Origin of the sequence: Komagataeibacter rhaeticus (assembly GCF_003207855.1) — a bacterium.
Lineage (GTDB): Bacteria > Pseudomonadota > Alphaproteobacteria > Acetobacterales > Acetobacteraceae > Komagataeibacter > Komagataeibacter rhaeticus.
Genome location: NZ_NKTZ01000015.1, coordinates 38,350 through 51,952, shown reverse-complemented (window position 1 = coordinate 51,952; position 13,603 = coordinate 38,350). Strand labels below are relative to the sequence as shown.

General features: G+C 61.0%; 10 protein-coding genes and 1 pseudogene. 7 read left to right on the top strand and 4 right to left on the bottom strand.

Annotated elements, in window-relative coordinates; genetic code table 11:
* Positions 1 to 100: 100 nt before the first annotated feature.
* From CFR78_RS12510 to CFR78_RS12490, 4 genes and pseudogenes are all read right to left on the bottom strand, one after another.
* Positions 101 to 439: pseudogene (locus CFR78_RS12510) on the bottom strand (EamA/RhaT family transporter); the annotation flags it as partial.
* 140 nt (positions 440 to 579) lie between these two features.
* Complete coding sequence (locus CFR78_RS12505) at positions 580 to 1,500, bottom strand: helix-turn-helix domain-containing protein (RefSeq protein WP_223846657.1); 921 nt, start codon at positions 1,498 to 1,500, stop codon at positions 580 to 582.
* 158 nt (positions 1,501 to 1,658) lie between these two features.
* On the bottom strand, positions 1,659 to 2,549 hold the full coding sequence (locus CFR78_RS12500) for a transporter (RefSeq protein ID WP_034932244.1): 891 nt from the start codon (positions 2,547 to 2,549) through the stop codon (positions 1,659 to 1,661).
* Between the two features lie 796 nt (positions 2,550 to 3,345).
* Positions 3,346 to 4,266, bottom strand: coding sequence for a LysR family transcriptional regulator (locus CFR78_RS12490; protein ID WP_007398020.1), 921 nt, complete (start codon positions 4,264 to 4,266; stop codon positions 3,346 to 3,348).
* Between the two features lie 158 nt (positions 4,267 to 4,424).
* On the opposite strand from CFR78_RS12490, the gene CFR78_RS12485 reads away from it, so the two are divergent.
* From CFR78_RS12485 to CFR78_RS12450, 7 genes are all read left to right on the top strand, one after another.
* Positions 4,425 to 4,904 (top strand): lipocalin-like domain-containing protein, encoded by a 480-nt coding sequence (locus CFR78_RS12485; protein WP_034932232.1) that lies wholly within the window; start codon positions 4,425 to 4,427, stop codon positions 4,902 to 4,904.
* Between the two features lie 596 nt (positions 4,905 to 5,500).
* Positions 5,501 to 7,000, top strand: a complete 1,500-nt coding sequence (locus CFR78_RS12475; RefSeq protein ID WP_007398015.1) for a carbohydrate porin — start codon at positions 5,501 to 5,503, stop codon at positions 6,998 to 7,000.
* Between the two features lie 147 nt (positions 7,001 to 7,147).
* Positions 7,148 to 8,647: a glycerol kinase GlpK gene (gene glpK / locus CFR78_RS12470; RefSeq protein WP_039998799.1), complete on the top strand. Its 1,500-nt coding sequence runs from the start codon at positions 7,148 to 7,150 to the stop codon at positions 8,645 to 8,647.
* A gap of 35 nt (positions 8,648 to 8,682) precedes the next feature.
* Positions 8,683 to 9,522: an MIP/aquaporin family protein gene (locus CFR78_RS12465; protein WP_110581207.1), complete on the top strand. Its 840-nt coding sequence runs from the start codon at positions 8,683 to 8,685 to the stop codon at positions 9,520 to 9,522.
* An 88-nt stretch (positions 9,523 to 9,610) separates the two neighbouring features.
* Positions 9,611 to 11,239, top strand: a complete 1,629-nt coding sequence (locus CFR78_RS12460) for an FGGY-family carbohydrate kinase (protein ID WP_110581206.1) — start codon at positions 9,611 to 9,613, stop codon at positions 11,237 to 11,239.
* A 142-nt stretch (positions 11,240 to 11,381) separates the two neighbouring features.
* On the top strand, positions 11,382 to 12,668 hold the full coding sequence (locus CFR78_RS12455) for an ABC transporter substrate-binding protein (RefSeq protein WP_258366111.1): 1,287 nt from the start codon (positions 11,382 to 11,384) through the stop codon (positions 12,666 to 12,668).
* 14 nt (positions 12,669 to 12,682) lie between these two features.
* On the top strand, positions 12,683 to 13,603 hold the full coding sequence (locus tag CFR78_RS12450) for a carbohydrate ABC transporter permease (protein WP_258366109.1): 921 nt from the start codon (positions 12,683 to 12,685) through the stop codon (positions 13,601 to 13,603).

Genomic DNA, 13,603 nt, shown 5'->3' with positions numbered 1-13,603 from the left:
CGACGCCATCTGGTCCGGGGTTAACCCCGGACCAGATGGCCAACAGCAACGCCGTCAGAAGGGCGGCATAACAACAACCGGGTATAGCTTATCAAGCCCGCAAAACTGTCCGAACGGACGGGACCACCTCTATGAGCGACAGCGCTTCAGGCATGGGCAGAAGCATGAAGGCCTCCACACTGGCGGCCGTGGCGGCAAAGGTTGCCACGGCCCGGACCAGCCACATGCCCGGATGCCTGGGAGAGAAAATATCAAGGTAGGATTCACTGGGCAGGCGGATGAACGGAATGATCAGGAAACCGAATACCCCGCCGGAGAACGCCACCTCGAACGGGTCCAGTTGCCCGGCCAGAAGCTTTGAATAGGCATCGCTGATCGAGAATGATGAATATGCCGCAAAGGCAAGCATCATACCTGACGTAAGAAAGGTCAATTTCATCTGTGGCATCCTAACCTGCGGTCAGAAAGGCCATTATAAATACGGGCGGTTAAAAACCAGTGCGGGTAAGGAGAGCCTGCCATGCGTGGCGCCCGTTCACCGGGCCGGGGTGTCCATGCCGCACGCCCCGTGCGCCCGGATCAGCGCAGGCCCAGCATCTTCATCTTGCGGTATAATGTCGCACGCCCGATGCCAAGGTTACGGGCCGTCGCGGCTACATTGCCATGCGCCAGCGCAAGGGCGGAGCGGATGACATTTTCCTCTGCCCTGCGAAAGCTGATCCGGTCCTCCACCGCCAGCGTGCCCAGCAGGTTGGGATGCGTGCGGATCATGTCATCCGTCCAGCCTGTCAGCATGCGGGCCCCACGGGTCGCACCGGTCACCTCACCATCGCGGTTGATGGCGACCAGCGATGCGGAACAGCCTTCTGCCGGGCCAAGGCTCAGTATTCTTTCGCCCATATGGTAATCACGGAACAGCTGTTCCTCGATCCGGCGACCGGACTGCTGCAATGTATCCAGCACAAGCGGCGCAACGCCGGCTGTTGCGGGACCGTTGAAGGCGGCAAGGTTGATCACCCCCGCCACCTGCCCCACCGCATTGAAAACCGGTACCGCATAGCTGGCCAGCAGCGAGAAACAGAAACGCCAGTGCTCGCCCTCGCCCAGAAAGATGGCGCAGCAGTCCTGCACAGCCGTGCCGATCCCGTTTGTTCCGGCAATCCGTTCATCCCATATCGCCCCTTCCCGCAGGGCAAGCCTGGTGCACAGGGGCAGATGCGCATCATCTATGTTACGTGCCAGGATGGTCGCGTCGGGATCGGCCAGCAACACCATGAGATCCAGCCCCTGCACCAGTCTGAACAGCCGCCGCATTTCCGGCATGGCGGTCCCCAGCAGCGCGGCGGAGCGGTGGCTGACATGACGCAGTTCCGCCCCGGACAGGACCTCCGCCTTCCACCGCTGTGACGGATCAAGATTATAGGAGGACAGGCAGCGCTGCCAGGACTTGATGATCTCGGTCGTGACCGTTCCCTGTAAAGCCGGCCCGGGGCGGGGCATGGGCCGACTGCAAAGCGTATTCATCCCTGTGTATCCCCCTGCACCGTAATCCTGCCTTCCGTCATGCACCTGAGGAGGCCCTGAAGATTTCCCGAAACGGCTTCATGTAATGATCTGGCAATATTTGAAAACCGTTATCCGGCACTCTACTTTTCATTTTACCACAGATAGACGAATTTCACGTAATATGCATTACTTTCCGGCACGTTTCGCCCATCAACAGAATGCGAATATCGTGTCGTGAAGGAAAGATGCTGTGAAATATTGAACATCGCACCCGCCCCCAGGGTTATCTCGCGGCTGTTGGAATCATCCAGATACTGCCCGGCTGTCCGGTCGTACGTGCCTTTTACATTCTGCCAGTCCAGTGCAAAAAACGGTTCGAACAGACGGGTCGCCTTCCAGCTGAAACGCAGGTTGGTATAGAACACCACGCCGGGGGAATAGGTGTGTCCCCCCTTCACATGTTTGGCAGCCCCCGCCACGGTCCCGGCATCGCCATCGAAGCTGAAATGCTTCCATTCATAGTCAAAAATGAAACTGGAAATGTTGGACCAGTAATTGGGTGATGTCGCATCCCGCGTGCCAACTGCCGTCTGCATGAAGGTCTGGATGCCGAAAGTACTGTGTTTGTTGGGCTTGAACCATGCCGCTGGCCCGACAATGGTCGGGCCAAGCCCACCATAATTCGTGCCATCCGCCAGGCTGTAGCTCTCGCTCTGGATCAGTTCGAAGGCAAAGCCGACATGGGGAATGGCTTCAAAACTGCGGAAGTGCACATATTTCGTCATGCCTGACCAGGTATGGCTGCCGCCCGTCGGCTTGCGCGCGCCCAGACTATTATAGGAATGCCCCGCGGCGTTGCCATCACCGTATTGGACCAGCACGTTGAATGGCTTGAAATCAACCGGCAGGTCATATTCATGGGGGCCGATTATCCCTAGGGTCACATCCGATGCCCTGGCCCCGGACGCAAGGAAAAGCACTGCGGGCGGAATGGTGAGACACAGCACGGCATGCAGCCATACCGATCTTTCTGTCAGACGCATGGGAGAAATTTCCATGTAAAGCTGCGGCATCCGGCGGGGGCCGGAGTCCTGCACGGTTATTGTTGTTTATTGGGCCATGGCACCATGATGCGTACCATCGGGCATCCGGATGACCGGGGCATGACTGGTGCCTGACCATCCACGGGGGCGTGGCGGCTCCGCATGACCTTGCCGTCATTACGATTGAAAGGACGCCGATGATCATCGGCCCTTGCGCGGCCGGACACAACGCCGCTGCCGGTCACAATATTGCCACCGCAATGGTACCGGCCCGTGACTGACGGCCGGCTGCCATGTGTCTGAAATCGCGGCATATCATGCATCATGCCGGCCTGGCGCCCCTTTCCGCTGCCATCCGCGGGGCGGACAGCGCCGGCCAGCACCCACCGGAACGTCCCGCATGGGGCAGGCCGCACGGCCATCGGGCAGGCAGGCATGGCAGCGCCATGCCGCCATGCGGTTGGGGGTATTACGGTTTCGTGCCGGATTTCAGGCGTGGACCCGCCCTGCGCAAACCGGCCCGTTCCCGTTACAGGCCATAACAAAGATGTCAGGAGCGATAATATCTCTCCACTCGTTTCCTGCATGCCGCGTATCTTTCATCGTTCTCCTGTGGCAGCACGATATGTGAAGGTAACGGTTCCCTATCGCGTCCAGCCCATGCCCCTGTTCAGCATGAAGAGCCCGAAAAGGGCCATGCCTTACCCGAATGCCATCACAAAGGTTTGTCCCGTTTCGGCCAGACTGTCTCATATCCGAGACAGTTTTCCGGCCCCGATGGCACCGGAAGGCAGGGTTATCCCTGATCCATGAAGCCTGCGGTGCGGATATAGGGCCGGAGTTCATTCACGAAGGCCCGGACACTGGCCCGTGTATGCTGGCGACCTGGCAGAACGGCGTACAGGTCGATCTTTTCACCCTGCAGGTCTGGAAAGATGCGTACGAGTTTCCCCTCTTCCAGGTCCTGGTACACATCACAGAGCAGTTTATAGGCAATCCCCTGCCCCGACAGCGCCCAGTCATGAATGATTTCCGCATTGGTGGCGGAAAGGCGTGGCTCGACCGTCACCACTTCCGTTTCCGTGTCATTCCCGATGGCCCAGCGGTTGAGCAGGGCCATGGTCTTGTTGCGACGCAGGCACAAACAGTCATGCCGGACCAGCTCACGCGGATGCGCGGGCAATGAACGGCGCCGGATATAGTCGGGAGAGGCACACAATACCCGCATGGTCGAAGCCAGGCGGGTCACCACGGCACCGGGCGTATCAGGCAGGCCCAACCGGAGCACGACATCAAGCGAGTCACTGAAATCATAGACCCCTTCTGATGCCAGGGCGAGATTGATGTTCAGCTTCGGGTGACGGGCACTGAAAGCCTCGATGAAAGGGGCTATCTGGCGACGCCCCAGTTCCACCGGCGCACCTATGCCCAGCGTGCCCCTTGGCGCACGGGTGGAAGAGGAGATTTCCTCCTCCAGGTAATCAATCTCGGCCACGATCGCCAGGCCACGTTCGTAATAGAGACGCCCCGTCTCACTCAGCCCGAAATGGCGTGTATTGCGGATGACCAGCGTGCTGCCCAGCCTGGCTTCTATGCGCGCCAGCCGCCGCGATACGGCGGCAGGGGACGTGCCCAGTCCCCGCGCGGCGGCCGTCAGGCTGCCTGCATCCACCAACGCACTGAAAAAACGCAGGTCTCCAATTTCATCATAAGACAATTCCGTCGCCTCCCGCCTGCCTTTCTTGCGTTTTTCGCAATATTATTTTTCCTTACAGATCACTACCGGCCTGTCCAGGTAAAAGGCATGTTACCGCCGACAGACACCGACACTGCGCGTGCACCGGTGCCAAGCATCAGCGATGGAGACATAAAAAGATGCCCGTTCAGGACACCATGCAGCAGCCCGAAACCATGCTTGAAGGCGAAGAACTGCGGCAGAAACTTGTCGGGACATGGGAACTCGTGTCCTACAGGGTGGAAGAGAAGGAAAGCGGCGCCTTCATCCCGGCCATGGGGCCTGCGCCACGGGGCCGCGTCGTGTTCACGGCCGATGGCTGGGTGGCCTTCAACCTTGAGGGCAGCCACCGCCATCCGGCAAAAAATGATGCGGAACGGGCCCGGCTCATGAAGACGCTGGTAGCCTATATCGGCCGCTACCGGGTGGAAGGCAACCAGTGGATCACGAATGTCCAGACCGCATGGGCACCTGAATGGGTCGGGACGGAACAGCGCCGGACCGTTGTGATAAAGGACGGGCACGCCAATGTCCTGACCCCATGGCGCAAGATGCCCAACTGGGCCGAAGGGCGCCTGTCACGCAGCATCATCCGGTTCCAGCGCGCGGCCGGGGCGTGACGCGGGCCTAAGGTAATGCCGCCTTTGCGCAGGAAGAAGGCGGCGTTGGAAACCTTCCGCTGGTCCCTGCTCCGTTTCCCGGATCAGCCGGGTCCCGTCCGCCTGCATCAGGGGGCAGCCGCTGCCGTGTGGCGGCTCCCTGCCTCCTTGAATGGATGATGCCCGGAACACGGCCCGCATGGAACACGATCCGGATCATGCGGGCATCGTACCCGCCGGGCACCAGCAGGGGCGACATGGCAGGCCGCGGGGTTATATCCCGTGCCCGTGTTTTTTCATGGTGTTCCGGTTCACAGGCCATGACCACATGGTCCTGTGCGCTGACCGGGACGGCCGGCAGGAGAATCCCGGACACATCCACCGAACCATGATCGTAGCGGGGCATATGGAGCGTGGATTGTGATTGATCCTCTCCATTACCGGAGACTGATGTAGTTTTCTTACGAAAGCCATTCTGTTCAAATAAAAATTAAAGAAAAATATCACAAAATTGTGTTATTCATGAATAAAATCTTTCTTCCCCGTGGGCCGATACACACTCTGTTCCTGATAGCCGAACCCGAGGCGCCAGTACGCCCGGGAAGGGAGAGCAGACAATGTGTGTCATCAAGACATGCGCCAATAACGAGAACAAGTCTGCAATAAAATGGAACTTCATCCCCGTCCGCATCAGGCTTCTGGCTGTTGCGGTGGGCATGCTGTTCATCGGTTGCACGCTCACGTCCGAAGTATTGGCCCAGACAGAAACAGCCAAGACCGCCTTCACAACCCATTATGACCCGGCCGCCTTTCCCATGACCGAAATGGGGCAGGTGGCGATCGGCCCCCTTGTGCCAATGCTGACCGCCTCCCCCCATCTGTTCGGGGACTGGGGCGGCATTCAGCCATGGCTGACGAACCGGGGCATTTTCCTCAACGTCACGGTCAATGAGGAATATATGGGCAACGTTACCGGCGGCAGGCAGCGCGCCAACGTGGCGGCCGGACAGGTTGCGGGCGCGCTGGACATCGACTGGCAGCGCCTGGCGGGGGTTCCGTCTTTCTGGACCCATATGCTGGTTGTAAACGGACATGGCAGCAGCCTGTCCAATGCCATAGGGGACTCGATCACCAATCCTGAAGAAATATATGGCGCACGCGGCAATGTGGTCGCCCATCTGGTGGACATGTATGCCGACAAGGGGTTCCTGCGTGACCGGATCATCCTTTCGGTCGGTGTCATACCCACGGGCAGTTTCTTCAATCAGGACTATCTGGCCTGTTCGTTCATGAACGTATCGGTATGCGGCAACCCGGCACCTTCCAAATACGTGCCGGGCGGTCGTGACTGGCCATCGGGCAACCTGGGGGCGGTGCTGCGGGTGCGCCCCACGCTGCGGACCTACATCATGGGCGGCATCTTTGCCGTCAGCCCCCATGCCTATAATGGCGGCATATCGGGCTGGGCGCTGGGCCAGGACGGACTGGGCAAGCTTTCCTCGCAGGTCGAGATCGGCTGGAGCCCTTCCTTTGGCCGCCATCATCTGCTGGGGCACTACAAGATCGGGTACTGGTATGACAATTCGCGCTATCCCAACCTGTATGCCGACATAAACGGCAATTCCTTCCAGGCGACCGGACTGCCACGCCGCTATGAATCCGGCATGAATGCGGCATGGTTCCTGTTCAACCAGATGATCCACCGCAGCGGGGATGGCCTGGCCAACGGCCTGATCGTGATTGGTGGCGCTGACTACACCCAGGGCAGTCAGGTGGCCATGCGCGATCATGAATGGATCGGCCTGCTGCAGAGCGGCACCCCCTGGGGCCGCCCGCTGGATCAGGTCGGGGCCATGTTCCAGTATATGGAAATGGGCCATACCGTCACCCTGCAGCAGGAATCCTCGCTGGCGCTTGGCCTGCCCTACCTGTCCAACCAGTGGGGCGCCGTTTACGGCATACAGAGCCATGAGAACGTGTGGGAAGCCTTCTACAGCATCCATGTGGCCCGTGGCACGGCCTTCCAGCCCGATTTCCAGTATCTCCAGCGCCCGGGTGCCACCACGACCTTCCATGACGCGGCGGTGATCGGGTTCCAGTTCACCACAAATCTCTGACCATCCGCCCCTAGGCGAACGCCATGGACCGCGACAGGGCAGATGCGCAGGCCACGATTCCATGCGGGGGCTGCCACCCGCGGGCAACGACACGACCGGGTCACGAAAAATCATGGACAGAACATAAAAACAAAAAAGGAATGCAGCATGACGGACTACGTTGGCGCGATAGACCAGGGCACGACCAGTTCCCGGTTCATGATATTCGACCGGAAGGGAACAATCGTTTCCGTTGCCCAGAAGGAGCACCGCCAGATCTATCCCCGCCCCGGCTGGGTTGAACATGATCCCATCGAAATTCTTGAAAACACCAATGAAATGATTGGCGCCGCCATGGCGCGCGCCAATCTGGGTGCCGCCAGCCTGGTATCGGTCGGGATTACCAACCAGCGTGAAACCGCCGTGCTGTGGGACAGGACAACGGGCCTGCCGCTCCACAATGCCATCGTATGGCAGGACACGCGCGTGGACCAGCTGGTCAGCGAATATGGCCGCGATGGGGGGCAGGACCGCTTCCGCGCCATTACCGGCCTGCCGCTGGCAAGCTATTTTGCGGGCCTCAAGCTACGCTGGCTGCTCGATAACGTGGAAGGCGCGCGCCAGAAGGCCGAGAGCGGACAGGCGCTGTTCGGCACGGTGGACAGCTGGCTTTCATGGAACCTGACGGGGGGGACCAGGGGCGGCATCCACATCACCGATGTGACCAATGCCTCACGCACCCAGCTCATGAACCTGAAAACCTGCGCGTGGGATGAGGATATGCTCGCGGCCTTTTCCATTCCCGCCGCCTGCCTGCCCCGTATCGTGCCCTCCTCGCAGGTATATGGCACGATCACGATCCCCAGCCTGCAGGGCACGAAACTGGCCGGCATTCTGGGCGACCAGCAGGCGGCCCTGGTCGGGCAGACCTGTTTTTCACCCGGCGAGGCCAAGAATACCTACGGCACCGGATCATTCCTGCTGATGAATACCGGCACCGACCCGGTCCAGTCAAAGGCGGGGCTGCTGACAACGGTGGCCTACCAGTTTGGCACGGAAGAACCCCGTTACGCGCTGGAAGGCTCCATCGCCATTACAGGCGCGCTGGTGCAGTGGCTGCGCGACAACCTGAAGCTGTTTGATCTGGCGACACAGATCGAACCGCTGGCGCGCAGCGTGGCGGATAACGGCGGCGTCTATATCGTGCCGGCGTTTTCCGGCCTGTACGCCCCATACTGGAAGGAGAATGCCCGGGGCGTCATTGTCGGACTGACCCGCTACGTCACACGCGCGCATTTTGCCCGCGCGACACTGGAGGCCACGGCCTATCAGGTGCGCGATGTCGTGGCCGCCATGGAGGAAGACAGCGGCATCGTACTGCGCAGCCTGAAAACCGATGGCGGCATGGTGGCGAACGAACTGCTCATGCAGTTCCAGGCCGATATCCTGAACGTGCCGGTTGTCCGGCCAAAGGTGGTGGAAACCACCGCGCTGGGCGCGGCCTACGCTGCCGGCCTGGCGGTGGGGTACTGGAAAAACATTGATGACCTGCGCGCCAACTGGGAAGTGGACCGCACCTGGCAGCCCACCATGCCGCCGGAACAGCGCGCGCGTTACCTGGCGTGGTGGAAGAAGGCCGTACAGAAATCCTTTGACTGGGCCGAATGAACCCGGCCCCAACCCATATGTAAGGAAACAGGCCAATGAATCGGGTATTCCTGGGCGAACTTATTTCCGAAGCGCTTGCCGTTTTCATCATCATCGCCTTCGGTGATTCGGTGGCGGCGATGTACCTTCTCTATGATCCCAGCCCGTACCTGCATGCCTACTGGGGCGTGTGCATCGTATGGGGGCTGGGGGTGACCGTTGCCATCTACGCCACCGGATCGGTTTCGGGCACGCATGCCAACCCGGCGGTCACGCTGGCACTGGCCACCTATCGCGCCTTTCCATGGAAAAAGGTAATTCCTTACTGGTTCGCACAGATCGTAGGCGGCTTTCTGGGTGCGGCACTGGTCTATGCGCTGTATTACCCCGTCATCGATCACTTCAATGACATGCACCAGCTTGCCCGCATGAGTGGCGGCGGAGCGGGCGTGTTCTTTACCGCCCCCGCGCCGGGCATAACCCTATGGCATGCCTTCAGTGATGAAATCATCCTGACCGCCATACTGGTATTCGGCATTTTCGCCATTACCGAACAGTATAACGAAATGGCGCCCGGCGCCAATTTCGGTGCGCTGATCATCGGCTTCCTGGTCGCGGCCATTGGCGCCTCCATGGGGTATCTGGAAGCCTGGGCCATCAACCCGGCCCGCGACCTGGGGCCACGGCTGTTCGCCTATGTTGCGGGCTGGCATGAGGCCGCCCTTCCCGCGGCGGGTCACTACTGGTGGGTACCGGTTGCCGGGCCACTGATTGGCGGCCTGCTGGGGGCGACCGCCTATGAATACCTGATCTACCCGTTCCTGCCCGCACAGCTTCGCGCGCGACAGGCCTTGCAGGGCAAGATCGCGGAAGAGACAATCATCATAGGAGAATGAGTCCCCCTTCCCCGCCACTGTCACGGGGGCAGGATTTCCATGGCCAGAAAGGGTCCGGCACAGCGATACAAGGGAGTGGACCAGGCAGATGGACGTCGTCATAGGCATTGATGTGGGAACCGGCAGCGCGCGGGCGGGCGTTTTCACACTGGATGGCCGCAAGCTGGGCGCGGGCACGACGCCAACCCGGACGTGGCGGCCACGCACCGACCACATGCAGCAGTCTTCCGCTGATATCTGGCGTGCGGTGTGCCAGAGCGTCGCCATCGCCCTGCCCATGGCGCGGGACACGGCGGGGGAGACGCTGGCTGTGCGGGGCATCGGGTTTGATGCGACCTGTTCGCTGGTGGTGGTAGGGCCCGATGGCCAGCCACTTTCCATTGATGCGGACGGCGCACCGGATCAGGACGTGATCCTGTGGATGGATCACCGCGCCATGACGGAGGCTGCCGCGATCAACGCAGGTCACCACGATGTGCTGCGTTACGTGGGCGGCGTGATTTCGCCCGAGATGGAAACACCAAAGCTGCTGTGGCTCCGGCGCCACCTGCCCGATGTGTTCGATCGCGCCGCCCTTTTCCTTGACCTGCCGGATTACCTGACCTGGCGCGCAACCGGAGCCACTTCACGCTCACGCTGCTCAACCGTGTGCAAATGGACCTACCTTGCCCACGAAGACCGCTGGGATGACACCTATTTCCGGGCCATTGGCCTCGGCATGCTGGCCGATGAGGGTTACCGCCGCATCGGCACGGACATCAGGGCACTGGGCGATCAGGTCGGGAACGGGCTGGACATGCGGGCAGCCATGGAACTGGGGCTGCCGGTGGGTACCCCCGTGGCGGTTTCAGCCATTGACGCACATGCCGGCGGCATAGGTGTCATGGGGGCAACCCCCGATGACACGCCGCCCGATTTCAACCGGCGCCTGGCCCTGATTGGCGGCACTTCAAGCTGCCACATGGCGGTCTCCCCCCTGCCCCGCTTCGTGCCCGGTGTGTGGGGACCATACCGGGATGCCATGCTGCCCGGCATGTGGCTGAATGAAGCCGGGCAGTCGGCCACCGGCAGCCTGATCGACTTCATCATCGCCACCCATCCCGCCACCCCGGCCCTGCGCCAGCAGGCCGAAAAGGAAGGCAGGACGATCTATCAGGTCCTGAACGACCTGCTGGCCACCGCCGAAGGCGACCGGCCCGCCGGCACCCTGACGGAATCCCTGCATGTCATGCCCGATTTCCATGGCAACCGTTCCCCCCATGCCGACCCGACCCTGCGCGGCATGATCAGCGGGCTGGGCCTGGGTGCCACGGCGCAGGATCTGGCCATCCTGTATCTGGCAACGATACAGGCCCTGGCCTATGGCACGCGCGACATAGTGCGCGTGCTGAACGGACAGGGCTATGCGATCGATACGGTCATCGCCACGGGCGGGGGCACGAAAAACCCCGTTTTCGTGCGTGAACACGCCAATGCCACCGGCTGCCGCATCCTGCTGCCAGAAGAACCGGATTCCGTTTTGCTGGGCAGTGCCATACTGGGGGCGGTTGCTGCGGGGGCCTATCCCTCCATCCGGGCGGCCATGGCCGGCATGGCACGCATACGGGCGGAAATTCGGCCCTGTGCCGGAAGCGCCCCCTTCCATGCCAGGAAATTCCGCGTCTTTACCCGGATGTATGCCGACCAGATCCGCTACCGGCAGATCATGAACAAATAAGACAGGCACCACGGGAACCGGACGGTTCCCGTGGCGCTTTACAGAAAAACCCAAGAACCGGACCTCCAGACCAAATACCGAAAAAAAACGGAACCAATCAATAAAGGGTATTGCAATGGTGACTTCCAGGATTCTGGCCGGCATGACCGTGCTCGGCATGCTGCTGGCCGGGCGCGCGCAGGCGGCCGGCACACTGACCATCGCCACGGTCAATAACGGTGACATGATCATCATGAAACAGTTGTCAGGTGAATTCGAAAAAGCCCATCCCGATATTCACCTGAACTGGGTCACGCTGGAGGAAAATGTCCTGCGCCAGCGGGTCACGACGGATATCGCCACCCATGCGGGACAGTTCGATGTCCTGACCATTGGCAATTACGAAGTGCCGATCTGGGCAAGACAGGGATGGCTGGCCCAACTCAGGCCCGGTGCGGATTACGACATGGATGATATCGTGCCCTCCGTGCGCGCCGGGCTGAGTGTGGACGCAAAGCTGTACGCCCTGCCGTTCTATGCGGAAAGTGTCATGACCTATTACCGGACCGACCTGTTTCGGAAGGCCGGGCTGACCATGCCGCAACACCCCACCTATGACCAGATCCGCACCTTTGCCGACAGGATTACGGACAGGGACAGCCAGACCTACGGGCTGTGCCTGCGCGGCAAGCCGGGCTGGGGGGAGAACATGGCCTATGTCACCGCGCTGGTAAATACGTTTGGCGGCCAGTGGTTTGGCGATGGGTGGAAGCCGATGCTCGATACCCCGGAATGGAATGCGGCGCTGACGTGGTATGTATCGGCCATGAAGGCCGACGGGCCACCCGGTGCGACATCCAACGGCTTTAATGAGAACCTGGCCCTGTTTGCCAGCGGCCATTGCGGCATATGGGTTGATTCAACCGTCGCGGGCGGCCTGCTGTTTGACCCCAAGCAGTCGCATGTGGCGGACAGGGTCGGTTTTGCCGCCGCCCCCATCGGGCCGTATGGCAAGGGACCGACATGGCTGTGGAGTTGGAACCTTGCCATTCCCGCATCGTCCAGACATGCGGATGATGCCCGCATCTTCATCGAATGGGCAACCTCCAGGGCCTATGTCCAGCTTGTGGCCCGGCATGCAGGCTGGGTGGCCGTGCCTGCGGGGACCCGTATCTCCACCTATGCCAGCCCCGATTACCAGAAGGCGGCGCCGTTCGCGGCCTTTGTCCATACCGCCATCGACACGGCCGATCCCAACGGCCAGACAAAGCAGCCACGCCCCTATGGCGGTGCGCAGTTTGTCGGCATTGCGCCGTTCCAGGCCATCGGCACGCAGGTTGGCCAGAGCGTTGCCGCGACCCTGTCGGGCCAGATGACGGTGGAACAGGCGCTTGCCGCGGCACAGGCATCCGTGACCCGCACCATGCGCCAGTCCGGCTACCTGCATTAAGAAAGGGGACGAAGATGGACAAAGCGGCAATCCGCGCCCCCCTGACGGCCAGCCCTGCGGGCGGCGGTGCCCGCAGCCGGGGCCTGCAGGGTTTCCTGCTTCAGTCACCCGCCATCATGCTGCTGCTGGTATGGTCGGTGGTACCGCTGCTCATGACGCTGTGGTATTCGCTGCGCAACTACAACCTTGTGGACCCGACCCGGCAGGGCTTCGCGGGTATCAGCAATTACTGGTACCTGCTGACGGACCCGGATTTCCTGACATCGCTGGAAAACACCGCCATACTTGTGGGTGGCGTGCTGGCCATCTCGGTCGGGTTGGGGACGTTGCTGGCAGTTCTTTACAACGAGGAATTCGCGGGGCGCGGCATTGCCCGCATCCTGGTCATCTCGCCCTTCTTCATCATGCCCACGGTTGCCGCCCTGTTGTGGAAAAACCTGATGCTGCACCCGATCTATGGCGTGTACTCCGCCATGATGCGCGCCGTGGGCCTGACACCCATTGACTGGCTGTCACGCTACCCGCTGGCAACGCTGGTAATGATCGTGGCGTGGGAATGGCTGCCCTTTGCGGTCCTGATCCTGCTGACCGCCATCCAGTCGCTGGATACGGAACAGAAGGAAGCCGCGCGCATGGATGGCGCGGGCATGGTGGCGCAGTTCATCAACATCACCCTGCCCCACCTGTCACGCGCGATTACGGTCGTGATCATGATCGAGACCATTTTCCTGCTGACGGTATTTGCCGAAATCTCGGTCACCACGGCGGGCGGCCCGGGTGTGGCATCGACCAACCTGGCGTTTCTCATCTATTCGCGCGCCCTCCTGCAGTTCGATGTGGGCGGGGCCTCGGCAGGTGGCGTCGTGGCCATTGTCGTCGCCAATATTGTCGCAGCCTTCCTGCTGCGCGCCGTGGCCCGCAATCTGGAGACCTGA